This window comes from Pseudonocardia benzenivorans CB1190 (assembly GCF_000196675.2).
Classification (GTDB): domain Bacteria; phylum Actinomycetota; class Actinomycetes; order Mycobacteriales; family Pseudonocardiaceae; genus Pseudonocardia; species Pseudonocardia benzenivorans.
In genome coordinates this window covers 6,516,824-6,540,674 of sequence record NC_015312.1, presented here as the reverse complement: position 1 = coordinate 6,540,674, position 23,851 = coordinate 6,516,824, and the positions used below count along the sequence as shown (strand labels likewise).

Genomic DNA, 23,851 nt, shown 5'->3' with positions numbered 1-23,851 from the left:
CGCCACTCACGACCGAGGCTCGTCCGATGACACCCTCTGTGTCAACCTCAAGATCGTCAGGCTGCGGTCGGTGGGTTGAGTTGGCGGGCTGCCCCGCCATGGCGGGCGGGGTCGTAGGGCTGTCCGTTGTTCCAGCAGCGCCAGATCACTCGAACCCAGGCTCTGGCGAGGATCCGGATCGCGTGCGGATGGTCCTTGCCGCCGGCGATAGCTCGCCGGTAGATGCCGGCGGCCCAGGGACTGGAGTGGCGGGAATTGTCGGCGAAGGTGGTCAACGCGACGCGCAGCCGCTTGTTACAGGCCCAACGGAAACTCACCGCGTGGTGCTTGCCCGACGCGCGGGTGACCGGGACCAGCCCGGCGAGGGCAGCGATGGCATCCGGTCCGGAGTAGGCGTCGGGTTCGGCGAGCTCAGCGCGGATCTGGGCGGCGTTGACCAGTCCGGCGCGGGGGAAGCTGGTGAACACCTTTCCGTCGGGGTGGGCGTGCAGGTGCGCGGCGTTGGACCGGTCGAGGTCCTTGATCGCTGTGTTGAGCGCGGTCAGGACCGCGATCAGGGCGAGGACGGCGTCGCGCAGCGCGTCGGACACGACTGCGCCGCTGACACCGGCCGGTGCGGCGCGCAGCCGGGTGAGCAGCTCGGCGGGGCTGCGACGTCCGGAGTAGCCGTGCTTGATGCAGAACGCCGCCATCCGCTTCTCCCCGAGGTGCGCGGCATGATCGGGGGTCGGATAGCGGTGAAGGAACGCCAGACTGATCGCCGAGGTCACCTCGGCGAAGATCTCCTTCGCCCCGGGCCAGGCCGTGTCCAGCAGCGCGGCGAGCTGGTTGCCCGCCGCGACACGGGCGGCGACCAGATCCGAGCGGGTGCGCGACACCAGACGCAGCGCGCGGGTGTCCTCGGACAGGGGGGTCGCCGCCCGCAGCCGATGCGCGCGCAGACGCAGGTACTCGGCGATCACGTGAGCGTCACCGGGATCAGACTTCGCCCCGGAGATCACCTCACCCTCACGCCAGGTCTTGATCGCGTTCGGCTTCACCGCCACCACCGGGTAGCCGGCGGCGAGCAGCGCGTCGACCAGCCGCCCGTCCGGGCGCTCGATGGCCACCGGCACCCCGCCCGGCTCACCCAGCTTGGCGAGTCGGCGGATCAGACCGGTGAACCCCGCCGCGGTGTGCTCCACGCCGAACCCGGTGACTCGACGCCCGGACGAGTCGAGAACGCATACCGCATGGTTCGTCGCGGCCCAGTCGATCCCCACGAAGTACTCGGCACCCACCAGCGACACGTTCGTCGCCTTCCTGTCCACAGTGGGCAGGACACGGTCGAGAGCCCGGCCCCGAGTCGAGTGGTCACTGACCGGCACTCAACACCGCAGCAGCCCTCTGTCGTCGATCTCAGACCGGGCAGGAACCGGGGGCGGCAGTGTCATCGCGGCCGTCTCACGGCGACCGACGCGGGCCGTCACCCCGGCTCCCGACCGTTTCCTACCACAGAGGCCCTCATGACCCCCGCACAGAAGAGGGTGGACCAGTGACCGACACGATCGTCCCCGACGGCCCCGTCCCGGGCGGCCCCGTTCCCGGCGGCCCCGCCCCGGGCAGCCCTGTTCCCGACGGCATCGTCCCCGACGGCAAGGACTGGACCTGGGTTCTCGACGAGGCCTGCCCGGAGTGCGGGCTCGACACCCGCGGCGTCGCCCCGGCCGAGGTCGGTGACCGGGTGCGGGCGGCGTTGCCCGGGTACCGCGCCGCCCTCGCGGCGCCCGGCGCGGCGCGGCGGCCGGACCCCGCGACGTGGTCGGCGCTCGAGTACGGCTGCCACGTCCGCGACGTCTTCCGGATCTTCGACGAGCGGCTCGCGCTGATGCTGCGTGCCGAGGACCCGGAGTTCGCCAACTGGGACCAGGACGTCACCGCCCGCGAGGACCGCTACGACCTGCAGGACCCGGCCGTGGTGGCGGCGGAGCTGGTCGATGCGGGCGAGCGGATCGCGGCGTCGTGGGACGCGGTGCGCCCCGACCAGTGGGACCGCCCCGCGCGCCGCGGCGACGGCAGTGTCTTCACCGTCGCGACGTTGTCCCGGTACTTCCTGCACGACGTCGAACACCACCTGCACGACCTCGGCGTCGCGCCGCGCTGAACTCGGGCGAGCCCTGAGGTCGCGCACCAGACCCGGCCGCAACCTCACGGTCGTCGGAACGCGCCGGGGCGACCGTGAGGTTGCGCGCGGGGAGGTAACGGGGGCGGGCCGGTGCGCAGGGGTTCGTGCACCCGCGGCCAAGCCCTTCCCGCCGCGACGGGGTAGGACAGTGACATGACGACCGCGACCTTCCGCGCCTACGGCTTCAGCGCCGTCGGCGGCCCCGAGAACCAGCTCTTCCTGGACCTGCCCATGCTCGAGCCGGGTCCGGGCGAGCTGCTCGTCGAGGTCCGCGCGGCAGGGATCAACCCGGCCGACTGGAAGTCGCGCAGCGGCGGCCCCGGCCCGGTGCCGTCCCGGTTCCCCGCCGTGCTCGGGCGGGAGGTGTCCGGGATCGTGCGCGGTGTCGGCCAGGACGTCGAGGGCTTCGCCGTGGGCGACGAGGTGTTCGGTTCGACGGCCCCGACCGCGGGCGGGTACGGCGAGTACAGCCTGCTGTGGGCGGCGTCGTCGGCGCACAAGCCGCCACAGGTGGCGTGGACCGACGCGGCCGCGCTGCCCGTCGCGGTCTGCACCGCCTACGACGGGATCGTCTCCCTCGGCCTGCGGGAGGGCGCGACGCTGCTGGTCAACGGCATCGGCGGCGGCGTCGGGGTGGCCGCGGCGCAGCTGGCACGCAACGGCGGGGTCGCGGTCGTCGGCACGGCGAGCGAGGGCAAGCGCGAGCTCGTCGAGTCGCTGGGCGCGACGCTCGTCGGGTACGGGCCCGGCGTCGCCGACCGGGTCCGCGAGCTGCTGCCCGCCGGGGTCGACGCGGTGTTCGACATGGTCGGCGGGGACGCGTTGCGCGAGGTCGCAGGCCTGGTCAAGGACCCGGCGAACCTGATCAGCATCGCCGACAAGACGCTGGTCAAGGAGCTCGGCGGGCGTGACGTCGAACGACGCCGGACGACGAAGGTCTACTCCGAGGTCGCCGCGCTCGTCGCCGACGGCTCGCTCTCGCCGCACGTGGTCGACGTCCGCCCGCTCGACGAGGCCCCGCAGGCCCTCGCCGCGGTCGAGTCCGGCCACGCGATGGGCAAGGTCGTCCTGCGGATGTGACCCCCCCGGCCGTCGCTCACCGGGTGTGCAACAGCGGGCAGTCGAGCCAGCTCTCGGGGATCCCGAAGGCGTCGACCAGCAGCCGGGCGTGCGGGCGCAGGCTCGCGCAGAGGTCGTTGACCGCTGCCGTGACCGCCCGCGACTCGGCGACGGTGAGCCGTCCGTGCTCCAGGAACCACGCCCGGTCGGCCTCGATCACCGACAGCGCGTGCAGGTCGCGGACCTGGGCGAGCAGCTCCCGGGCGGGGACGTCGGTCACCTGGTCGACGGCCGTCGCGACGGCGTCGTACACGACGGCGTCGACGTGTGCGCGGGCCGCGTGCAGGAGATGGTCCTGGGCGCCGTTGAAGATGCCGAACTGGTCGGCGCCGTCCGCGAGCGCCGGCCGCAGCCGCCGGGCGAGGCTCGCCAGCAGGTGCTCGGCGCGGTCGTGCAGCAGCCGCGACTGCGCGTCGGCCGAGCGCGGGGCGAAGGCCTTCACGCGGTGCGACAGCTTGTTGAGCCCGGTCTTCTCGGCCGCCGACTCCGCTACGACACCCGCTGCGAACCGGGCCGTCCCGAGCGGCCCCAGCTTGCCGACGCGGCGCCCGTACTCCGACAGCAATCCCTTGGCGAGCAGCTGGAGCAGGACGGTGTTGTCGCCCTCGAACGTCGTGAAGACGTCGGAGTCGGCCTTGAGCTGCGGCAGCAGGTTCTCGGCGAGATAGCCGGCCCCGCCGCAGGCCTCCCGGCAGGCCTGGATCGTCGCGGTCGCGTGCCAGGTGGCGACGGCCTTGAGCCCCGCCGCGCGGTACTCCAGGTCGCGCTGCGCCTGCTCGTCGGTGCCGAGGGCACCCGGCGCCTGCAGGCGGTGCATCTCGGCGACGAGGTCCTCCTGCGCGAGGTGCAGGGCGTAGGTCGTCGCGAGGGCGGGGAGGAGCTTGCGCTGGTGTGCGCGGTAGTCGAGCAGCGCGACCTCCTCGCCGGTGGTGGGGTCGGCGAACTGGCGGCGGACCGCGCCGTAGCGGATGGCGAGCGCGAGCGCCTTCTGCGCGGCGCTGCCCGCACCCCCCGCGACGCTGATCCGGCCGCGCACGAGCGTGCCGAGCATCGTGAAGAACCGGCGGTTCTCGTTCTCGATCGAGCTGGAGTAGGTGCCGTCCTCGGCGACGTCGGCGAACCGGTTGAGCAGCGCGCCGCGTGGGACGCGGACGTGGTCGAACACCAGCCGCCCGTTGTCGACGCCGTTCAGGCCCGCCTTCTCGCCGCAGTCGGAGATCGTGACGCCGGGCATCGCGGCGCCGGCGTCGTCACGGATCGGGACGAGGAAGGCGTGCACGCCGTGCGTCTCGCCGCGGGTGACGAGCTGGGCGAAGACGACGGCCATCCGGCCGTCGCGCGCGGCGTTGCCGATGTAGTCCTTGCGCGCGCCGGGCTCGGGGGTGTCGATCACGAACTCGTGCGTGTCGGGGTCGTAGGTGCCGGTGGTGCGCAGGTTCTGGACGTCGGACCCGTGCCCGGTCTCGGTCATCGCGAAGCAGCCGAGCAGCTCGCCGTCCATGATCGGGCGCAGATATTCGTCGTGATGACGGGAAGTGCCCAGAACCTGGACCGCCCCGCCGAACAGGCCCCACTGCACGCCGGCCTTGACCAGCAGCGAAAGGTCGCCGTAGCCGAGCGTCTGGAAACCGACGACGGTCCCGCCGACGTCACCCTCGCCGCCGTACTCGGGCGCGAACCCGGCATGGGGACGCTTGGTCGCGGCGAGCTCGTGGACCAGTTCGAGGACCCGGGCGCGGTACTCCTCCGTCGACAGCCCGGGCTCGACGGGCCGGAAGCGGCCCATCTGCTCGCGCACCTCTTCCCGCACGGCGGACCATCGTCCGTCGAGCAGCGTGCGCAGTGCGTGCAGGCGGGGATCGGTCGGAACAGCGGTGGTCACGGGGTCACCTCCGGGGTGCGCAGACCGGCGAGCCCGGTCCAGGCGAGATCGGTGAGCCGGGCGGTGAGCTCGGCGCGGGTGGTGCCGTCGGGGCGGGCGAGCCAGTCGTCGGCGGCGCCGCGGACCAGGCCGACGACGCCGTGCCCCCAGGAGCGGGCGGCACGCGGGTCGTGCACGGCGGAGTCGATCACCTGCGCGACGTGGTCGCCGATCACCGTCGTCAGGTCGGTCACGGGGTCCGTCGTACCGCTGTCGAGCAGCGGTCGGTGTACCACGAACCGGTACACCTCGCGGTCGCTCTCGATCAGCCACAGGTAGGCGTCGATGCCCGCGGCGACCATGGCGTGCGGGCTGCCGGTGGCGTCGCGGGCGGTGTCGACGGCGGCGCGGATGCGCGTGACGAGCGTCGCGGCGACGGCCTCGCAGACCGCGACGTAGAGGCCCGTCCGGTCCTGGAAGTGCCGGTAGACCACCGTCTTCGACGTCCCGGCCGCGGCGGCGACGTCGTCCATCCCGACGCCCGCCCCGTGGGCCCGGACCGCCTCGATCGCAGCGACGACGAGCTCGGCGCGGCGCTGCTCGCGGTGGGTGTCCCACCTGCTGCTCCGACGATCACGGACGGGTTTCACGGAACCGACAGTACCGTGTACTTTGAGTACTAGCTACCGGTGGGTAACACCGGGGCACCCGACCCGAGGAGATCTCTATGCCGGCCAGGCGCGCTGCCGTCATCGGCGGCAACCGCATCCCGTTCGCGCGGGCCAACCGTCGCTACGCGCGGGCGTCCAACCTCGACATGCTCACCGCCACCCTCGACGGGCTCGTCGCCCGCTTCGGGCTCTCCGGCGAGCGGCTCGGCGAGGTCGTCGCCGGTGCCGTTCTCAAGCACTCGCGCGACTTCAACCTCACCCGCGAGGCGGTCCTCGGCAGCAGGCTCTCGCCCGCCACCCCGGCCTACGACATCCAGCAGGCCTGCGGCACCGGGCTCGAGGCAACGATCGCCGTCGCCAACAAGATCGCGCTCGGCCAGGTCGAGTCCGGCGTCGCGGGCGGCGTCGACACCGCGAGCGACGCGCCGATCGCCGTCAACGAGGACCTGCGCAAGGTGCTCGTCGCGCTCAACTCGGCGCGGTCGTTGGGTGACCGCGTCAAGCTCGTCGGGAAGCTGCGGCCGGGGCAGATCGTCCCCGAGATCCCGCGCAACGCCGAGCCGCGCACCGGCCTGTCCATGGGCGAGCACGCCGCGGTCACCGCCAAGGAGTGGGGGATCGGCCGCACCGAGCAGGACGAGCTGGCCGCCGCCTCGCACCGCAACCTCGCCGCCGCCTACGAGCGCGGGTTCTTCGACGACCTGGTCACGCCCTACCTCGGCCTCACCCGCGACGACAACCTGCGTCCCGACTCGTCGGTCGAGACGCTCGCGAAGCTGAAGCCGGTCTTCGGTCGCGGGGACGACGCGACGATGACCGCCGGCAACTCCACCCCGCTGACCGACGGTGCCGCGCTCGTCCTGCTCGGTTCCGACGAGTGGGCCGCCGAGCACCGGCTGCCCGTGCTCGCGCACGTCGTCGACGCCGAGACCGCCGCGGTCGACTACGTCCACGGCCGTGACGGGCTGCTCACCGCCCCGGTCTTCGCCGTGCCGCGGCTGCTCGAGCGCGTCGGCATGTCGTTGCAGGACTTCGATTTCTACGAGATCCACGAGGCCTTCGCCTCCACCGTCCTCGCGACCCTCAAGGCCTGGGAGGACCCGGCTTTCGCCAAGGAGCGCCTGGGGCTCGACGCCCCGCTCGGCGCGATCGACCGCTCCCGGCTGAACGTCACGGGGTCGTCGCTCGCCGCGGGGCACCCCTTCGCCGCGACCGGCGGGCGGATCGTCGCGACGCTGGCGAAGCTCCTGCACGAGAAGGGCCCCGGCAGCCGCGGGCTGATCTCGATCTGCGCCGCGGGCGGCCAGGGCGTCGTCGCGATCCTGGAAGGTGCGTAATGCCTCCTTCGAAGATGCCGGCCGACACCTTGCGCAACTGGTCCAACACCGGCCTCGCCCGCCGGCTCGGCGCCCCCCGCATCCCGGTCCTGCGCCGCTACTCACCAGGCCAGCCGCTCCTGGAAGGCGGTCCTGCGCTCGTCGCGGCTGTCGGCGACGGCCGCTTCGCCAAGCCCATCGCGGCGCTGGTCGCCGAGCACGGCGCCACGGTCGTCACGGAGACGGGCGACGAGAAGCTGGCGGCCGTCGTCCTGGACCTGACCGAGATCGCGACGCTCTCCGAGCTGGCTGAGGCCCAGCGGATCCTGACCCCCGCGGTGCGAAAGCTCGCCCCGTCGGGCCGGCTCCTGCTGCTCGGCCCCGTGAGTGGCGATGGTCGCCATGGCGACCATCGCCACTCACAGGGCAACGCGGAAGCCGTCGCCGTCGCCCAGGCGCTCGACGGGCTCGTGCGGTCCGTCGCGAAGGAACTGAGAGCCGGGGCGACGGCGAACATGGTGGTCGTCGACGTCGACACCACGCCCGCGGCCGTCGAGTCGACCGTGCGGTTCCTCCTGTCCGCGCGGTCGGCCTATGTGGACGGTCAGGTCGTGCACGTCGGCGCCGCGGAGCCCGCCGGGGTCGCCGACCCGCAGCGGCCGCTGGCGGGACGCGTCGCCGTCGTCACCGGCGCCGCGCGCGGCATCGGCGCCGCGATCGCCGACACCCTGGCCCGCGACGGCGCGACGATCGTCGCCGTCGACGTCCCCGCGGCCGGCGAAGGCCTCGCGGCGGTGGCCAACCGGACCGGCGGCACCGCCCTGCAACTCGACATCACCGCGTCGGACGCCGCGTCCCGCCTGCTCGCCTTCGTCGAGGAGCGCTTCGGGCGCGTCGACCTCGTCGTCCACAACGCAGGCATCACCCGCGACAAGCTGCTGGCCAACATGGACGCCGAACGGTGGGACGCGGTGCTGGCCGTCAACCTCGGCGCCCAGCTGACGATCAACGAGGCCCTGCTCGCCGCGCCCGACCTGCTCGGTCCCGACGCCCGGGTCGTGTGCGTGTCGTCGCAGACCGGGATCGCGGGCAACCGCGGCCAGACGAACTACGCGGCGTCGAAGGCCGGGATCATCGGCATGGTGCGCGCCCTCGCGCCGCGGTTCGCCGAGCACGGCGCGACGATCAACGCCGTGGCGCCCGGGTTCATCGAGACGGAGATGACCGCGAGGATGCCGCTCGGCACCCGCGAGGCCGGGCGGCGCGTCAACAGCCTGCGCCAGGGCGGCCTCCCCGTCGACGTCGCCGAGACGATCGGCTGGCTCGGCCAGGCGTCGTCGGGCGCGGTGAACGGGCAGGTCGTGCGGGTGTGCGGCCAGTCGATGCTGGGGGCCTGATGTCGCTCGCGCCGTTGTACGCCAAGGCCGCGGTCGGGGCGGTGCTGCCCCGCCGTGGCTCGGGACTGCCCGCCGACGAGGTCGTCCGCGACGACGTGCTCGTCGACCGCGGCCACGTCGCCGAGTACGCGCGGGTCTGCGGGTTCGCGCTGTCGGACACCCTGCCGCTGACCTACCCGCACGTCATGGGGTTCGCGCTGCAGGTCGAGCTGATGGCCCGACGGACGTTCCCGCTGCCCCTGCCGGGGCTGGTCCACGTGCGCAACCGGATCGTCGCCACCCGGGCGATCGACGCCGGCGAGCTGCTGCGCGCCGCCGTGCACGCGGAGCGGTTCGTCGCGCATCCGAAGGGCGCGCAGGTCGACCTGGTCACGTCGATATCCGTCGAGGGATCGCTCGTCTGGTCGGGCCGGAGTACGTACCTGGCGCGGGGTGCGACGCCTCCGCCCGGCGCGATCTCGGCCGCCGCCGACGAGCTGCCCGACGTCTCCGACGAGCCCGTCGCCGCGGCGTGGCGTGTCCCGGCCGACGCCGGGCGTCGGTACGCGGCGGTGTCCGGCGACGTCAACCCGATCCACCTGCACCCGTTGGCCGCCAGGGCCTTCGGGTTCCCGACGGCCATCGCCCACGGCATGTGGACGGCCGCGAGGGCGGTGGCCTCGCTGCAGGGCCGGACCGACGACGCGGTCGCCTACGACGTCGAGTTCCGCAAGCCGCTGCGACTGCCGTCGCGGGTGGAGCTGCGGACCCGGCGCGTCGACGGCGGCTGGGACCTGGGGGTGGCCGGGCGCGTCGAGCACCTGCGGGGGACGCTGCGCCGTTCGGCCTAGACTCCCGCCATGCCGGGGCGGCAGCGGTGAGGCCGGGGCGGTCGGTCGTCGGCCGGCCCCTGCGGCTGCTGCTCGGTGCCGTCGTCGCCGCCGCGAACCTCACCGGCACGGCGATCGTCGTGGCGCTCGCCGCGTGGGTGCTGCCGACCGGGCCGGTCGAGGACCCGGGCCGCATCCGCGCCGTCAACCTGCTCGTCCTCGCCGGTTACCTGCTCGTCTCCATCCCGATCGGCCTGGCGTGGGGCGGCCTGCTGCTGCGCACCCGCCGGCGCGGCGCCGACCAGCGCCTCGTGCTCTACGGCCCGCTGCGGCTCGCGACCGTCCAGGCGGTGCTGTGGCTCGTCGCGACGGTGCTGTTCGTGCTGATCAACCTGCAGTACGCGTGGCGGCTCGCGCTCAGCGTCGGCGAGACGATCCTGCTCGGCGGCATCACGACGGCCGCGCTGTCGTACCTGCTCGCCGAACGCATCCTGCGGCCGGCCGCCGCACGGGTGCTCGCCGACGGCCCGCCGCGGCGGCGGATGCGCTTCGGCGTGCTCGTCCGGTCGGTGCTGTTCTGGGCGCTGGGGACGGCCGTGCCGGTCGTCGGGCTGATCCTGGCCGCGGTGTCGGCACTGGTGTTCGACGACGTTCCGGCCGGTCAGCTCGCGACGATCGCGATCGCCGTCGGGCTCGTCGCCCTGTTCTCGGGCTTCCTGACCACGGTCGGCGCCGCCCGCGCCGTCGCCGACCCGGTGGCGGCGCTGCGGCAGGCCCTGCACCGCGTCGAGCGCGGCGACCTCGACGCGCGCGTCCCCGTCTACGACGCCACCGAGCTGGGCATGCTGCAGGCCGGCTTCAACACGATGACCGACGGGCTGCGCGAGCGCGAACGGCTGCGCGACCTGTTCGGCCGCCAGGTCGGTCACGACGTCGCCTCGCTCGCCGCGGCCGCGGACGAGGTCGAGCTGGGGGGCGAGGTGCGGCACGTCGCGGTGCTGTTCGTCGATCTCGTCGGCTCGACGGAGCTGGCCGCGCGCCGCCCGCCGACCGAGGTCGTCGCCCTGCTCAACCGGTTCTTCGGGATCGTCGTCGAGGTCGTCGAGAAATGCGGCGGCTGGATCGACAAGTTCGAGGGCGACGCCGCGCTCGCCGTCTTCGGCGCCCCCGCGACACTCGACGATCCCGCAGGGCAGGCCCTGCGCGCCGCCCGGACGCTGGCCGCGCGGCTCGCCGTCGAGCTGCCCGACGCCGCTGCCGGGATCGGCGTGTCGGCCGGCGATGCGGTGGCGGGCAACGTCGGCGACCCGCGTCGCTACGAGTACACGGTGATCGGCGACCCGGTGAACGAGGCGGCGCGCCTCACCGAACTGGCGAAGTCGGCCGACGGCCGGGTACTGGCGTCGGCGGCCGCCGTCGCGTCGGCCTCCCCGGACGAGGCAACGCACTGGGGTCTCGGCGACGCGGTCACCCTCCGCGGCCGCTGCGAGCCGACGACGCTGGCCACCCCTCGTGAGAGGCGCCGCCGGTCATAGCCGGTGCCATGGCCGGCAACGTCACTCACGGGGTCTGTTCTTCGCCGACTTCGGCTCCGGCACCCGCACGAAGAGCATCGGCGGCACTGCGCCCGCCTCACCCGGGCGGCCGACGAGCGCGAACTCGTCGTTGGAGCTGCCGTCCACCTCCCGCTCGGTCGCGGCCGCCCAGAACCCGGCGAGCTTCGTCGGGTCGGCACAGTCGAAGGCGATCCCGCCCGTCTGCAGCAGCGGCACGTCGAGCTCGCGCAGCGCCCGGATCACGCCGGCGTCGCCCAGCTGGACCCGGGTGTAGCCGCGGTACCCGGTCCGGGCGTCGACGACCGCGGGCACCAGCAGGCCCGACTCGTGATAGCGGCGCAACGCCTTCGGTGAGAGCAGCGTGGCCCGCGAGAAGGCCCCGATGGTCAGGAGGTCCTCGTCCATGGCGACAGCGTCGACCTTGCCCCGGGGTGAAGGTCAAACGCTCACGACTTGTGGTCAGGATCCGGCCGCAAGCCCCCGTAGGGTTCCACTCATGGCGATCAACGACTGGCGCATCGAACTCGTCTCCGTCCCGGTCTCCGACGTCGACCGGGCGAAGGCGTTCTACGTCGACACCGTGGGCTTCACACTCGACCACGATCACGTCGTCAGCGACGACCTGCGGTTCGTCCAGGTGACGCCGCAGGGCTCGGCGTGCTCGTTCTGCTTCGGGACCGGGCTCACCGAGATGCCCCCCGGCTCGCAGAAGGGCGTGCAGATGGTCGTGCCCAGCGCTGCCGACGCCCACGCCCACCTGCGGGAACGCGGGGTCGAGTGCTCGGAGGTCGACGAGCAGCCGTGGGGACGTTTCGTCTACTTCGCCGACCCCGACGGCAACACCTGGGCGCTGCAGGAGCTCGTCCGCCCCTCCTGACCCTCTCCCCGCCCTGCTCGACGGGCCGGTGCGGGCGCGACCCCGGGTGGCCTGGGGGCCGCGCCCGTCCGGCGTCAGACCGGTCGGCGCATCGTCACGGTGTCGATGCCGGATCGGTCGTGCTCGGCCCGGCGGAGGTCACCGGCAGGTACACCCGCCCACCGGCGTCCGCGAACTCCCTGGCCTTCTGCCGCATCCCCGCCTCGACGGCCTCCGCACCGGCCGGGCCGGCGGCCCCGGTCCGGTCGCGGATGTCGTGGCTGATGCGCATGGAGCAGAACTTCGGTCCGCACATCGAGCAGAAGTGCGCGGACTTCGCCGCCTCCGCCGGCAGGGTCTCGTCGTGGAACGACCGCGCGGTGTCCGGGTCCAGGGCGAGGGCGAACTGGTCGTGCCAGCGGAACTCGAACCGGGCCCGGGAGAGCGCATCGTCGCGGGCCTGGGCCTGCGGGTGCCCCTTCGCCAGGTCGGCGGCGTGCGCGGCGATCCGGTAGCTGATCACGCCGGTCTTGACGTCGTCACGGTCGGGGAGCCCGAGGTGTTCCTTGGGCGTGACGTAGCAGAGCATCGCCGTGCCTGCCTGCGCGATCCGCGCGGCGCCGATCGCCGAGGTGATGTGGTCGTAGCCCGGTGCGATGTCGGTGGTCAGCGGGCCCAGGGTGTAGAACGGCGCCTCGTCGCACCACTGCCGGGCCAGCTCGACGTTCTCGACGATCTTGTTCATCGGCACGTGCCCGGGCCCCTCGACCATGACCTGGACGTCGTGTTCGCGCGCGATCGCCGTCAGCTCGCCGAGGGTGCGCAGCTCGGCCAGCTGGGCCTCGTCGTTCGCGTCGGCGATCGAGCCCGGACGCAGACCGTCGCCGAGGGAGAACGTCACGTCGTAGGCGCGCAGGATCGCGCACAGCTCGGCGAAGTGCGTGTACAGGAACGACTCGCGGTGGTGGGCCAGGCACCAGGCAGCCATGATCGACCCACCGCGGGAGACGATCCCGGTGACCCGCGCGGCGGTGAGCGGCACGTACCGCAGCAGGACGCCCGCGTGCACGGTCATGTAGTCGACACCCTGCTCACACTGCTCGATCACCGTGTCGCGGTAGACCTCCCAGCTCAGCGCGGCCGGATCGCCGTTCACCTTCTCCAGTGCCTGGTAGATCGGCACGGTGCCGACCGGCACGGGCGAGTTGCGCAGGATCCACTCCCGTGTCCGGTGGATGTCCGACCCGGTCGAGAGATCCATGACGGTGTCGGCGCCCCACCGGGTGGCCCACACCAGTTTCTCGACCTCGTCCTCGATCGACGACCGCACCGCCGAGTTGCCGATGTTGGCGTTGACCTTCACCAGGAACCGATTTCCGATGATCATCGGTTCGGTCTCGGGATGGCGCCGGTTGGCCGGGATCACCGCGCGCCCACGGGCCACCTCCGACCGCACCAGCTCCGCGTCGACTCCCTCGCGGACCGCGACGAACTCCATCTCGGGCGTGACGATCCCGGCGCGCGCGTAGGCGAGCTGGGTGACCGCGCCGCCGATCGGCTCCCGCTCGGCGATCCAGTCCGCCCGCAGTGCCGGCAGCCCGGCGTGCAGGTCGACCGCCGGGGCGGCGGCGGTGGCCGCGTCGTGGGTGTACGGACCCGAGGTGTCGTAGACGTCGAGGGACTCGCCCGTGGTCAACGCGATGCGCCGCACGGGAATCCGCATCCCCCGCGGCCCGTGCAGGTACGCCTTGTGCGATCCGGTGATCGGGCCGGTGGTGACCTGCGGCCGGACGGAGCTGTCCTGCGTCATGTGACGTCCTCCCTCGCCGGCATTACCCGGCTGGTTCTGCGGTCGGCGGCCCTGGCCGCCCTCTCAGCCCGCTCCGGTGCGAGCTCCCGCGTGTCTTCAGATGTGCCGCAACGTTAACCGGCGCGGCGTCGAAATGACCACACCTGTCCCGCTCCCGGGGGCCCACGGGAGTGTGAGGGGACTCCTGCGCGCAGCTCCCATCAGGCAGGGCGGAACCGGACGGGCTGGCCGGGCCGGATCTGGGCCGCGCGGTCGACGTCGGCGTCGCGGACGACGCCGACGACGGGGTAGCCACCCGTCAGCGGGTGGTCGGCGAGGAAGAGCACCGGCTCGCCGCCCGGCGGGAGCTGGATCGCGCCCCGGACCAGGCCCTCGCTGGGCAGCTCGGAGTCGTCGCGGCGGCGCAGCGGGCCGCCCGTGAGCCGCACCCCGACCCGGTCGCCGCGGTCGGACGCCGTCCACGTCGTCGCGAACAGGGCGTCGGGGTCGGCCAGCTGGTCGTCGCGCGGGCCCGGGACGACGCGCAGCGTCACGACGCCGGCCTCCGGGAGCGCGACCGGCGCGATGTCGACCAGGGGGAGCTCCCGTGGCTCGGGGCCGACCGGGAGGACGGTGCCGTCCGCCAGCGGGGGCGGCCCGATCCCGGAGAGCGTGTCGGTGCTGCGTGAGCCCAGCACCTCGTCGACGGCGATGCCGCCACGGACGGCGAGGTAGGTCCGCAGCCCGCGGTCGGGTGTGCCCAGCGCGAGCACCGCACCGGCCCGCAGCGGCAGGAGGGCGTTGTGCCCCACCGGTTTCCCGTCGACGAGGGCCGGCGCGGGCGCCCCGGTCACCGCGACGACGACGGCGCGCTCGGCCCGCAGCCGGAGCCCGCCGAGCAGCACCTCGACCGACGCGGCTCCCCGGTCGTTGGCGAGGAGCCGGTTGCCCAGCGCCCACGACGCCCGGTCCGCCGCGCCCGACCGGCCCACCCCGATCGCGGCGAGCCCGGGGCGCCCCTCGTCCTGCAGGAGCGCCCGCGGGCCCGTCGCGAGCACGGTGAGGGTCACGGCCGCACCCCGCGGTCCTGGACGGGGACGAAGCGCACCCGATCGCCCGGCCCGAGCAGCGCGGGCGGGTCACGACGGATGTCCCACAACGTCGCGTCGGTACGGCCGAGCAGCTGCCAGCCGCCGGGCGTCGAGCGCGGGTAGACGCCGGAGAACTCGCCCGCCAGCCCGACCGACCCGGCCGGGACGCTCGTGCGCGGCTCCGCGCGGCGCGGGACCCGCAGCCGCGGGTCGCCGCCGACGAGGTAGGCGAACCCCGGCGCGAACCCCGCGAACGCCACCCGCCACGGCGTCCCGGTGTGGGCGGCGACGACCCCGGCGGGCGAGAGCCCCGTGAGCGAGGCGACCTCGTCGAGGTCGGGCCCGTCGTAGACGACGGGGATCTCGACCGGCGCGGCGTCGCCCCGGGCGGTCGCGGCGGCGTCGAGCGGGAGGCCGGCGACGGTGCGGCGCAACGCCGCGAGATCGGTGCCCGGCTCGGTGACGACGAGCACCGTCCGGGCCGCGGGCACGACGTCGACCACCCTCGGCAGCTGCCCGGCGCGCACGGCGGCCGCGAGCGCGACGGCCTCGTCGAGCGTCCCGACCTCGAACAACACCGCGGCGTCACCGCAGGGCAGCGCCCTCACCGGACGACCACGGCCGTCACCGGACGACCACGGCCGGCCGGTGCCCGCCCCGGCGCGCCGTCATACGAACGCCGCCACCGTGACGCCGGCCCCGTCGAGAGCCGCGCGGACCGCCGTCGCCATGTCGACCGCGCCCGGGGAGTCCCCGTGCACGCAGACGGAGTCGCCGCGGACGGCGACGTCGGCACCCGAGACGCTGCGCACCACCCCGTCGGTGACCATCCGTAGCACCCGCTGCGCGACCTCCTCGGGATCGTGCAGCACCGCCCCCGGTTCGGAGCGTGGGACGAGCGTCGCGTCGGCGGTGTAGCCGCGGTCGGCGAACACCTCCGGGACCGCGCGCAGGCCCGCGGCCTCGGCGGCGCGCAGCAGAGCGGACCCGGGTAGCCCCAGTACCGGCAGGTCACGGTCGTAGTCGCGGACCGCGGCGACGACGGCCCCGGCCTGCCCCTCGTGGTGTACGACCGCGTTGTAGAGCGCGCCGTGCGGCTTGACGTAGCGCACCCGGGTCCCCGCCACCCGGCACATCCCGTCGAGCGCGCCGAGCTGGTAGACCACGTCGTCGGCCAGCGCACCGGGCTCGACGTCGACGAAGCGGCGGCCGAACCCCGCGAGGTCGCCGTAGCCCACCTGCGCGCCGACGACGACACCCCGGTGGGCGGCGACGGAGGTGGTGGCGCGCAACGTCGAGGGATCCCCGGCGTGGAACCCGCACGCGACGTTGGCCGAGGTGATGATGGCGAGCATCGCGTCGTCGTCGCCGAGGGTCCAGCGGCCGTAGGACTCCCCGACGTCGGAGTTGAGGTCGATCGCGGTCACCCCGCGGATCCTTGCCGACGCGGTGTGACCCCGCGACGCCCGGCCCCCGGGTCAGCCGGTGTTGCGCAGGCCCGCGGCGATGCCGTTGACCGTCAGCAGCAGCGCGCGGTGCAGCTCGGGCGCGGGCTCCTCGACGGCGCGCCGCTGCGCGAGGAGCTGGACCTGCAGGTGGTGCAAGGGCTCCAGATAGGTCGACCGCACGGCCAACGTGTTGCGCAGCACCGGATGGCGGTGCAGCAGTGTCGTCGACCGGTTCCAGCGCAGCACCTCGGCGAGGGTGCGCTCGTGCTCGGCGCGGATGTCGTCGAACAGGTGCCGGTGGCGGTCGGCGACCAGGACGTCGACGTAGCGTCGGGCGATGCGCAGGTCGGTCTTCGCCAGCGTCATCTCGACGTTGCCGAGCAGGTTGGCGAAGAACCCCCAGTCGCGCATCTCGTCCAGGACGATGCCGTAGCCCGCGGTCCGGGCGGCGCGCAACCCGGTGCCGAGCCCGTACCAGCCGGGGACGACCATCCGCGTCTGCGTCCAGCCGAACACCCACGGGATCGCGCGCAGGTCGTCGAGCCGGCGCTCGCCGCGGCCCGGGCGCTTCGAGGGCCGCGAGCCGACGTTGAGCCTGCCCAGCTCGTCGACCGGGGTGGCGGTGGTGAAGAACTCGGGCAGCCCGGGGGCCTCGACGAGCCTGCGGTACGTCGCCTGTGCCGCGCCGGACACGCACTCCATGACCTCGTCCCAGCGCGCGTGCACCTCCGCCGGCCAGCGGGCGGCCTGGTGCAGCAGCGTCGACTCGAGCATCGCCGCGAGCAGGATCTCGAGGTTGTCGTGCGCCAGCTCGGGCAGCGAGTACTTGTCGGAGACGACCTCGCCCTGCTCGGTGAGCTTGAGCGTCGCGTCGACGGTGCCGAACGGCGACGCCGCGACCGCCTCGCCCGCCGGACCGCCGCCGCGCCCGACCGACCCGCCGCGGCCGTGGAAGAGCCGCAGCCGCACCCCGTGCGCCGCGGCGACGTCGCGCAGCTGCCGCTGCGCCTGGTGGATCCGCCACTGCGAGGTCGTGATGCCCGCGCCCTTGTTGGAGTCGGAGTAGCCGAGCATGACCTCCTGCACGTCGCCGCGCTGCGCGACGTGCCGGCGGTACGGCCCGACCGAGAGCAGCTCGTCGAGCAGCTCTCCCGCCCGCGACAGCTCCTCGACCGTCTCGAACAGCGGCACGACGTCGAGCGACGAGCGGCCCACCGCAGTCGACAGGTCGATCATGCCGGCCTCGCGGGCGAGCACCGCGACGGCGAGCACGTCGTCGACGCCCTGGCACATCGAGATGATGTAGGTGTGGGCGGCGTCCTGGCCGTAGCGGTGCTGGGCGTCGTGGAGCATGTCGAACGTCGCCATGACGCGGTCGGCCGGTTCGGGCAGCGTGCCGTGCCGGGGCGCCAGCGGTCTGCCCTCGCCCAGCTCCGCGGCCAGCAACGCGGTGCGCGCGGGGCGGTCGAGCTGGTCGTAGGGGGTCTCGTGCTCCTCGATGCGGGCGTAGAGCGCGGTCAGCGCCTCGTGGTGGGCGGCGGCGTGCTCACGGACGTCGAGTGCGGCGAGCGCGAGGCCCAGCGCCTTCGCGGTGCGCAGCACCCGGGCGAGCCTGCCCGCGGCGATGCGCTCGCCCAGGTTGGCGCGCAGCGACCGGTCGATGGCCTCCAGGTCGGCGACGTAGGCGTCGGTGTCGGCGTAGTCGCGGCCCGGGACGTGCGGGAGGCCGTGCTCGACGCGGTCGGCCGTGTGGTCGAGGCGCGCCAGGATGTAGCTGGTCTTGAGCCGGTAGGGCTCGAAGGCGTTGAGCCGGATGAAACGCTCGTGCACGTCGGGCATCGCCTCGCGGTCGCGCTCCAGCGACGCGGTGAGCTCCTCGGACACCTCGACCACGCGCGTCGACACGCTCAGCTCGTGCACGAGCGCGTCGACCAGCTCGCGGTGGATGCGCAGGGCCCGGTCGGCGTAGAGGCGCATGACCTCCGCCGACACGGCCGGCGTGACGTTGGGGTTGCCGTCGCGGTCGCCGCCCACCCAGGTGCCCAGCGCGATCGGCCGCGCCCCCGCCGGAACGGTGAACCCGGCGTGCCGCGCCTGCGCCTCCAGCTCCGCGACCAGGTCGGGCACGGCGCGGCGGCCCAGCTGCTCGAGGTACCAGCCGATGGCGCGGGCCTCGTCGGCGACGGTCGGGGCGCCGGGCCGGATCTCGTCGGTCTGCCACAACGCGTCGACCATCGCGTGCAGCTCGTCGTCGGGTGCCTCGTCGGCCAGCAGCTCGGCGATCCGGCGCAGGATCCGCAGCACCGACTGCCGCGACGACTCCGTCGGGTGTGCGGTGAAGACCGGCGCCAGCTCGGCCCGGGCGAGGACCTCCTCGACGGCGTCGTGGTCGGCCTCGGCGGCGAGCCTGCGCATGACGGTACGCAGCGGCCGCTCGTCGCGTGGGCGCAGGATCCGCAGCTCGCGCGACCGGTGCAGCTGCTCGGCGATGTTGGCGAGCTGGAAGTACTGGGAGAAGACGCGGGCGAGGGTGACCGTCGTCGGCGCGTCGAGGCCGGAGAGCAGCCGCGCGATCTCCGCGTCGGTCGCGCCGCCGGTGGTGACGGCCGTCCGCGCGAGCCGGCGGACGGCCTCGGTCAGCTCCAGCAGTTCCTCGCCCGCCTGCCGCGCGACGGTGCGGCCGAGCATCGTGGAGAGCCGGCGGATGTCGTGGCGCAGGGCCTCGTGCTCGGACTCGGAGACGACGCCCGCGGCGACCGCCTGCGCCGTGCCCGGGACGGGGGCGCCGGGGTGCGGGTACGTCGTGGCCTGGTTCATCGTCGGATCCCCTCGCGTGGTGGTCCGCTCGCCACGCTGGGAACGACGTCGGGGCCCATCGTGCTCCGCCAGGGGTGACCGACGCCACCCCCCACGGGCCTCAGGAGGGTGCGACCGGCTGGCCGAGGGCCTCGGTGAGCAACCGGCGGACGCGCTCGTCGGGCGCCGTGTAGTAGACGAACGTGCCTTCGCGACGGCCCTCGACGAGCCCCGCGAGCCGGAGCTTCGCGAGGTGCTGGCTGACCGCGGCGGGCTGCGACCCCACGAGCTCGGCCAGGCAGGCGACGTTCGACTCGCCCTGCAGCAGCGCCCAGAGGATCTTGATCCGGGTCGGGTCGGCCAGCAGGCGCAACGCGTCGGCAGCCCGGCGGACCTCGTCCGGATCGGGCATGTCGAAGCCTGCGATGCCGTCGTGCACGAGGCGGAGTCTAGCGGTCATCGCCCATCTGACGAACTGTTCCGGCGTCCTGGTTCGCCCGCATCGTCCGGTGCGGAACCGGCCCGGGCGGGCCCGGCGGGCAAATCACTCGAAAGGTGCACGAGGCGGCCATGAGTGATGGTTAGGCTAACCTCAATCACGTCGACCCCGGCGCGATCCAGACCGAAGGGACCGCACAGATGTCCGGTAATCCGTTCGACGACGAGGGCGGCGTCTTCTACGCCCTGATCAACGACGAGGGCCAGTACTCCCTGTGGCCCACGTTCGCGGTCGTCCCGGACGGCTGGACGGTCGTCTTCGGGGAGGCGTCGCGCCAGGAGTGCCTCGACCACATCGAGGCCAACTGGACGGACATGCGGCCGAAGAGCCTGATCGAACAGATGGAAGGCGCCGCCGGCGCCTGACCCCTGCCCTCTGCCCCGCTCGATCGCACGACGTCGCGCGGCACGGGTCCGCGCCCGTGGGTCGCGCAGGAGGTAATCGATGACCGAAGCCCTGCAGGCCCGCGTGCTCGACGTGACCGCGCTGTCGCCGTCGATCACGCGCGTCCACCTCGACGTCCCCGGCTTCACGACGCTGGGGGTCCCGGACGAGGGCTGCGTGCTGAACTTCCCCGCCGCGGGATCGCACGTCGCGGAGCCCGATGCCGAGCGCGGGCACTGGTACACGGTCCGGCGGGTCGAGGGCACCCGCCTCACCGTCGACGTGATCGCGCACGAGGGCGGCGCGGCCACCTCCTGGCTGCGCCGCGCCGAGGTGGGCGACCTGCTCTCGGTCACCTACCGCAACAGCTGGTTCGTCCGGCCCGCCGACGTCCGGTGGCAGCTGTTGCTCGTCGACACGACCGGGTTGCCGGCCGCCGGGCGGATCGCCGAGGAGGCTCCCGCCGGTCTGCGCACGCTGGTCGTCGCCGAGGTGTCGACGGCCGACGACGAGCAGGAGCTCCCGAACGCCGAGGTCAGGTGGGTCCACAACCCCGGCGTCCGGCACGGCGCGTCCGAGCTCGAACGGCTCGCCCGTGAGGTCGAGATCCCCGAGGGGCCGGGGTACGTCTACGTCGCCGGGGAGGCGGCCGCGACCCGGGCGGTCCGCCGGTACCTGCGCCACGAGCTGCGGCTGCCGTCGGGCTCGTACGGGGTGATCGGCTACTGGCGGCGCGACGCCGCGGCGTGGGCGGAGCGGCTCGCGCGGGCATCGGTCGATCTCGGCGACCTGTGGGAGCGGTCGGAGGCCGAGGCGTCCGACGAACAGGAGGCGCTCGACCTGTACGAGGAGCGGTTGACGCGCGCCGGGCTGCTCTGAGGGCATTCTCTCTCTGATTGCGTATCTGCGTGTATACGCAGATAGTAGGTGAGTGCTCCCTGAGATCCGCTCCGCCGTGTGCGCGCTCGCCGCGTTCGCCGTCGCCGCCCCCGGTCAGCTGCTGGGCGCGCCCGCCGCGCTGACCGTCGTCGCCTGGGTGGTCTGCTACGCCGCGGGCGGATGGGAACCGGCCTGGTCGGGCCTGCGAGCGCTGCGGCACGGCAAGCTCGACGTCGACCTGCTGATGGTCGTGGCCGCGCTCGCCGCGGCGGCGATCGGGCAGCCGTTCGACGGCGGCCTGCTCGTCGTCATCTTCGCGACGTCGGGCGCGCTGGAGGCCGTCATGACCGCGCGGACCCGGCGCGGGATCGAGGCGTTGCTCGACCTCGCGCCCGAGACGGCGGTCCGGGTCGACGACAGCGGCGAGACCCGAGTCCCCGCCCGCGACCTGCGCGTCGGCGACGTCGTCCTCGTCCGGCCCGGCGACCGCGTCCCCGCCGACGGCGAGGTCGTCGACGGGGCGAGCGAGATCGACACCGCGTCCCTGACCGGCGAACCCTTGCCGCGGGCGGCCGGGATCGGGACCGCCGTGCACGCCGGCACGGTCAACGGCACCGGGGTGCTGCGGGTACGGGTGACGCGCGAGCCCCGGGACTGGGTCGTCGCCGGCATCCGGGAGCGGGTGCAGCGTGCCACGGACTCGGCATCGCGGCGGCAGCTGCTGATCGAGCGCATCGAGCAGCCCTACTCGGTCGGCGTCGTCGTGGTGACGCTCGCGCTGCTCGGGGTGCCGCTGCTGTTCGGGGCCGCGTTCGAGCCGACCCTGCTGCGGGCCATGACGTTCATGATCGTCGCGTCGCCCTGCGCCGTCGTGCTCGCGACGATGCCGCCGCTGCTCGCCGCGATCGCCGTCGCCGCCCGGCGCGGGGCACTGCTGCGCGACGCGACCGTCGTCGAGGCGCTCGCGGCCGTCGACGCCGTGGCCATGGACAAGACGGGGACCCTGACCACGGGTAGGCCACGCGTCGTGACGGTGCGCGCCGCCGATCCCGACGGGCTCGTCGCGCTGGCCGCCGCGGCGGAGGCCGGGAGCGAGCACGCGCTGGGGCGCGCGGTCCGCGAGGAGGCCGAGCGCCGGCGGCTGACCGTCCCGGCGGCGAGTGCCTTCGTGGCCGAGCCGGGAATCGGGGTCCGCGCCACGGTCGGCGGGCGGGAGGTGACGGTCGGCCGCCCGTCGCGGGGCGATGCGGCCGGTCCGGCCGGTTGGATCGGTCCGGCCGGGGCGGTCGAGGACGTCGAGGGTTCGGGGGCGACGGCCGTCGTCGTGAGCGTCGACGGGGAGGTCCGGGGAGTACTGGGCATCGCCGACGACGTGCGCCCCGGCGCCGCGTCCGCCGTCGACGCGCTCACCCGCCTCACCGGCGCGGCCCCCGTCCTGCTCACCGGGGACGCCGCGCGCCCCGCGGCCGCGGTCGCCGCGCGGCTCGGCCTCGTCGACGTCCGCTCCGGACTGCTTCCCGACGACAAGGCCGACGTCGTCGAGGCCTGGCGGCGCGACGGGCGGACCGTCCTCGCGGCGGGAGACGGCGTCAACGATGCGCCCCTGCTCGCCGTCGCGGACGTCGGGCTCGCGGTCGGGGCGGGTGCGAGCGCCCTGAGCGTGCAGGCCGGCGACGGCGTGCTGCTGCGCGACCCCATGGCCGTGCTGCCCGCGCTCGTCGAGCTCGCTCGCCGGGCCACCCGCGTCGCCCGGGCGAACCTCGTCGTCGCCGGCGCAGTGATCGCCGGGTTGGTGACCTGGGACCTGGTGGGGACGTTGCCGCTGGTCCTGGGGGTCGCCGGGCACGAGCTCTCCACCGTCGTGGTCTGCCTCAACGGCCTGCGGCTGCTGGTCGGCGGCGCGCGGGTCGCCCGGGAGCTCCCTCTGTCGGCCGCCGACCGGGCCGAGGGCAGCAGCGAGGTCGTCCGGGGATAGCCGGCCGCAACCTGGCGGTCGTTGCCGGGGCGGTGGGCAGCAGTGGGGTTGCGCGGGGATGGCCGGCCGCAACCTGGCGGTCGTCGCCGGGGCTGTGGGCAGCGGTGAGGTTGCGCTCGGGTGGCGGGCAGCAGCCTGTCGCGCGAGGGGGAAGCGGGCGGGTGGGCTCGGCGGCCGGGTGGTCAGGCCGCGGGAAGCGTCGTCAGGGCGGTGAGGGCCATGCCGCGCAGGAGCGCGGCGACCTCGCGGGTGCTGCCGCGCGCACCGCTGTGCGGGGTCGAGTTGAGCAGCCCGAACGCGCCGTGCGCCGCGATGCGGGCGGCCTCGGGCGTCAGCCCGGGGGTGATCTCCCGCAGCACGTCCACCCAGATCTCGACGTAGGTGCGCTGCAGCAGGCGAACCCTGCGCCGCGGCTCGGGGGGCAGGTTCGCGAGGTCGCGGTCCTGCACGACGATCAGGTCGGGCGAGGTCAGCGCGAAGTCGAGATGGAAGTCGACGAGTGCCTCGAGCGTGGCCCGGGCGTCGCCGTCGACGGTGGCGCGTTCGCGGCCGCCGGCCAGCAGGTGCTCGCTGATTCCGACGAGCATCTCCGCGAGCAGCGCCTCCTTGCCGGGGAAGTGCCGATACAGCGCCGGGCCGCTGACGCCCACCGCCGCGCCGAGGTCGGCGATGCTCACGCCGTGGAACCCGTGCCTGGCGAACAGCCGGGCCGCGACGGTGAGGATCTGCTCGCGCCGGCCGGTGGCGGCACCCGTCGGAACGGCCATCGGCGCAGCGTAGCCGGTTAGCAACCGCTAACGCAGGGGGTGTGGCCGCGGCCTCGCGACGGGTGCGGCCGGCGGGCGGCGCGTCGGCTCGCGGGTCGGGGCTGCGCTCAGGCCGAGGTCAGCTCGAGCCAGCGACGCCGGTCGAGCAGGACGTCGATGTCGTCGCGAAAGGCTCTGGCGAGGCTGGGGAACTGCGGCGTCGCCTGGCGGATCCGGGCGCAGAGGGTGGTGAGATGCCGGTCGAGCGTCGCCAGGTCGGGGCACTCGTAACTCGTGCCGCGCGGCCCGGTGACGACCGTGAGGACCTCGGAGTCCTCGGGCGATGACGTGGTCTTCGGAGCCATGTGGGCCTCCTTCTCCTGGCGCGTCGCTGTGGCGCGCTCGACGCTGTATGCCCGTTTCCCGGTCGTCGAATCCTGCGGGACGCAGAAATCCGGCGGGGTGGCGCTCCTCGCACGTCCCCGGTGGCCCTGG

The 23,851-nt window shown here is 74.0% G+C and carries 22 protein-coding genes; 10 read left to right on the top strand and 12 right to left on the bottom strand.

Annotated features, from left to right (window positions below; translation table 11 throughout):
- Window positions 1-56: 56 nt before the first annotated feature.
- The gene (locus PSED_RS31005; RefSeq protein ID WP_013678050.1) at window positions 57-1,289 is read right to left on the bottom strand and encodes an IS110 family RNA-guided transposase; all 1,233 of its coding nucleotides are present in this window, start codon (window positions 1,287-1,289) and stop codon (window positions 57-59) included.
- A gap of 245 nt (window positions 1,290-1,534) precedes the next feature.
- On the opposite strand from PSED_RS31005, the gene PSED_RS31000 reads away from it, so the two are divergent.
- Together PSED_RS31000 and PSED_RS30995 are read left to right on the top strand one after the other, a co-directional pair.
- Window positions 1,535-2,143 carry a DinB family protein gene (locus tag PSED_RS31000; protein ID WP_013678170.1) on the top strand — a complete coding sequence of 203 codons (609 nt, stop codon included), beginning with the start codon at window positions 1,535-1,537 and terminating at the stop codon, window positions 2,141-2,143.
- 174 nt (window positions 2,144-2,317) lie between these two features.
- A complete protein-coding gene (locus PSED_RS30995) occupies window positions 2,318-3,244 on the top strand; it encodes an NADP-dependent oxidoreductase (protein ID WP_013678169.1) in 927 nt (308 codons plus the stop codon).
- A 16-nt stretch (window positions 3,245-3,260) separates the two neighbouring features.
- On the opposite strand, the gene PSED_RS30990 is transcribed toward PSED_RS30995, so the two are convergent.
- Together PSED_RS30990 and PSED_RS30985 are read right to left on the bottom strand one after the other, a co-directional pair.
- The gene (locus PSED_RS30990) at window positions 3,261-5,165 is read right to left on the bottom strand and encodes an acyl-CoA dehydrogenase family protein (protein ID WP_013678168.1); all 1,905 of its coding nucleotides are present in this window, start codon (window positions 5,163-5,165) and stop codon (window positions 3,261-3,263) included.
- Window positions 5,162-5,794: a TetR family transcriptional regulator gene (locus PSED_RS30985; RefSeq protein ID WP_013678167.1), complete on the bottom strand. Its 633-nt coding sequence runs from the start codon at window positions 5,792-5,794 to the stop codon at window positions 5,162-5,164. The genes PSED_RS30990 and PSED_RS30985 overlap by 4 nt, the downstream gene beginning before the upstream one ends.
- Before the next feature lie 77 nt (window positions 5,795-5,871).
- Between PSED_RS30985 and PSED_RS30980 the strand changes: the two genes are divergently transcribed.
- The 4 genes from PSED_RS30980 to PSED_RS30965 are packed head-to-tail and all read left to right on the top strand — an operon-like array spanning window position 5,872 to window position 10,872.
- Window positions 5,872-7,152, top strand: coding sequence for an acetyl-CoA C-acetyltransferase (locus tag PSED_RS30980; RefSeq protein WP_013678166.1), 1,281 nt, complete (start codon window positions 5,872-5,874; stop codon window positions 7,150-7,152).
- 14 nt (window positions 7,153-7,166) lie between these two features.
- Complete coding sequence (locus PSED_RS30975) at window positions 7,167-8,528, top strand: 3-oxoacyl-ACP reductase (RefSeq protein ID WP_041760163.1); 1,362 nt, start codon at window positions 7,167-7,169, stop codon at window positions 8,526-8,528.
- Window positions 8,528-9,358, top strand: a complete 831-nt coding sequence (locus PSED_RS30970) for a MaoC/PaaZ C-terminal domain-containing protein (protein ID WP_013678164.1) — start codon at window positions 8,528-8,530, stop codon at window positions 9,356-9,358. Before PSED_RS30975 ends, PSED_RS30970 begins: the two co-directional genes overlap by 1 nt.
- 26 nt (window positions 9,359-9,384) lie before the next feature.
- The gene (locus PSED_RS30965; RefSeq protein ID WP_013678163.1) at window positions 9,385-10,872 is read left to right on the top strand and encodes an adenylate/guanylate cyclase domain-containing protein; all 1,488 of its coding nucleotides are present in this window, start codon (window positions 9,385-9,387) and stop codon (window positions 10,870-10,872) included.
- A gap of 21 nt (window positions 10,873-10,893) precedes the next feature.
- On the opposite strand, the gene PSED_RS30960 is transcribed toward PSED_RS30965, so the two are convergent.
- Entirely contained in the window at window positions 10,894-11,298 is a 405-nt protein-coding gene (locus PSED_RS30960; RefSeq protein ID WP_013678162.1) for a MerR family transcriptional regulator, read from the bottom strand.
- Window positions 11,299-11,389: 91 nt separating this feature from the next.
- On the opposite strand from PSED_RS30960, the gene PSED_RS30955 reads away from it, so the two are divergent.
- Complete coding sequence (locus PSED_RS30955; protein ID WP_013678161.1) at window positions 11,390-11,770, top strand: glyoxalase superfamily protein; 381 nt, start codon at window positions 11,390-11,392, stop codon at window positions 11,768-11,770.
- Window positions 11,771-11,864: 94 nt separating this feature from the next.
- Here PSED_RS30955 and thiC read toward each other — a convergent pair whose 3' ends face one another.
- From thiC to PSED_RS30925, 6 genes are all read right to left on the bottom strand, one after another.
- Window positions 11,865-13,559 (bottom strand): phosphomethylpyrimidine synthase ThiC, encoded by a 1,695-nt coding sequence (thiC, locus tag PSED_RS30950; protein WP_013678160.1) that lies wholly within the window; start codon window positions 13,557-13,559, stop codon window positions 11,865-11,867.
- 200 nt (window positions 13,560-13,759) lie between these two features.
- Entirely contained in the window at window positions 13,760-14,608 is an 849-nt protein-coding gene (locus PSED_RS30945; protein ID WP_013678159.1) for a 5-oxoprolinase subunit C family protein, read from the bottom strand.
- The gene (gene pxpB / locus PSED_RS30940) at window positions 14,605-15,237 is read right to left on the bottom strand and encodes a 5-oxoprolinase subunit PxpB (RefSeq protein WP_013678158.1); all 633 of its coding nucleotides are present in this window, start codon (window positions 15,235-15,237) and stop codon (window positions 14,605-14,607) included. Before pxpB ends, PSED_RS30945 begins: the two co-directional genes overlap by 4 nt.
- A 60-nt stretch (window positions 15,238-15,297) precedes the next feature.
- Window positions 15,298-16,056 (bottom strand): LamB/YcsF family protein, encoded by a 759-nt coding sequence (locus PSED_RS30935; RefSeq protein WP_013678157.1) that lies wholly within the window; start codon window positions 16,054-16,056, stop codon window positions 15,298-15,300.
- 51 nt (window positions 16,057-16,107) lie between these two features.
- Window positions 16,108-18,894 carry a phosphoenolpyruvate carboxylase gene (gene ppc / locus PSED_RS30930; RefSeq protein ID WP_013678156.1) on the bottom strand — a complete coding sequence of 929 codons (2,787 nt, stop codon included), beginning with the start codon at window positions 18,892-18,894 and terminating at the stop codon, window positions 16,108-16,110.
- Window positions 18,895-18,994: 100 nt separating this feature from the next.
- A complete protein-coding gene (locus PSED_RS30925) occupies window positions 18,995-19,312 on the bottom strand; it encodes an ArsR/SmtB family transcription factor (protein WP_041760162.1) in 318 nt (105 codons plus the stop codon).
- Between the two features lie 200 nt (window positions 19,313-19,512).
- Here PSED_RS30925 and PSED_RS30920 point away from each other — a divergent pair, with 200 nt between their 5' ends.
- From PSED_RS30920 to PSED_RS30910, 3 genes are all read left to right on the top strand, one after another.
- A complete protein-coding gene (locus PSED_RS30920; protein ID WP_013678154.1) occupies window positions 19,513-19,737 on the top strand; it encodes an MbtH family protein in 225 nt (74 codons plus the stop codon).
- 79 nt (window positions 19,738-19,816) lie between these two features.
- Window positions 19,817-20,635, top strand: a complete 819-nt coding sequence (locus tag PSED_RS30915) for a siderophore-interacting protein (protein WP_013678153.1) — start codon at window positions 19,817-19,819, stop codon at window positions 20,633-20,635.
- A 52-nt stretch (window positions 20,636-20,687) separates the two neighbouring features.
- Window positions 20,688-22,610: a heavy metal translocating P-type ATPase gene (locus PSED_RS30910; protein WP_013678152.1), complete on the top strand. Its 1,923-nt coding sequence runs from the start codon at window positions 20,688-20,690 to the stop codon at window positions 22,608-22,610.
- A 182-nt stretch (window positions 22,611-22,792) separates the two neighbouring features.
- Here PSED_RS30910 and PSED_RS30905 read toward each other — a convergent pair whose 3' ends face one another.
- Both PSED_RS30905 and PSED_RS30900 read right to left on the bottom strand, forming a co-directional pair.
- A complete protein-coding gene (locus PSED_RS30905; protein ID WP_013678151.1) occupies window positions 22,793-23,377 on the bottom strand; it encodes an SACE_7040 family transcriptional regulator in 585 nt (194 codons plus the stop codon).
- Between the two features lie 107 nt (window positions 23,378-23,484).
- Window positions 23,485-23,721, bottom strand: coding sequence for a hypothetical protein (locus PSED_RS30900; RefSeq protein ID WP_013678150.1), 237 nt, complete (start codon window positions 23,719-23,721; stop codon window positions 23,485-23,487).
- Window positions 23,722-23,851 lie beyond the last annotated feature (130 nt).

Coding starts and splice junctions, on each gene's coding strand:
- PSED_RS30970 (WP_013678164.1), top strand. CDS start 8,528: ATGTCGCTCGCGCCGTTGTACGCCAAGGCCGCGGTCGGGGCGGTGCTG.
- PSED_RS30995 (WP_013678169.1), top strand. CDS start 2,318: ATGACGACCGCGACCTTCCGCGCCTACGGCTTCAGCGCCGTCGGCGGC.
- PSED_RS30900 (WP_013678150.1), bottom strand. CDS start 23,721: ATGGCTCCGAAGACCACGTCATCGCCCGAGGACTCCGAGGTCCTCACG.
- PSED_RS30975 (WP_041760163.1), top strand. CDS start 7,167: ATGCCGGCCGACACCTTGCGCAACTGGTCCAACACCGGCCTCGCCCGC.
- PSED_RS30960 (WP_013678162.1), bottom strand. CDS start 11,298: ATGGACGAGGACCTCCTGACCATCGGGGCCTTCTCGCGGGCCACGCTG.
- PSED_RS30955 (WP_013678161.1), top strand. CDS start 11,390: ATGGCGATCAACGACTGGCGCATCGAACTCGTCTCCGTCCCGGTCTCC.
- PSED_RS30980 (WP_013678166.1), top strand. CDS start 5,872: ATGCCGGCCAGGCGCGCTGCCGTCATCGGCGGCAACCGCATCCCGTTC.
- PSED_RS30915 (WP_013678153.1), top strand. CDS start 19,817: ATGACCGAAGCCCTGCAGGCCCGCGTGCTCGACGTGACCGCGCTGTCG.
- ppc (WP_013678156.1), bottom strand. CDS start 18,894: ATGAACCAGGCCACGACGTACCCGCACCCCGGCGCCCCCGTCCCGGGC.
- PSED_RS30905 (WP_013678151.1), bottom strand. CDS start 23,377: ATGGCCGTTCCGACGGGTGCCGCCACCGGCCGGCGCGAGCAGATCCTC.
- PSED_RS30920 (WP_013678154.1), top strand. CDS start 19,513: ATGTCCGGTAATCCGTTCGACGACGAGGGCGGCGTCTTCTACGCCCTG.
- thiC (WP_013678160.1), bottom strand. CDS start 13,559: ATGACGCAGGACAGCTCCGTCCGGCCGCAGGTCACCACCGGCCCGATC.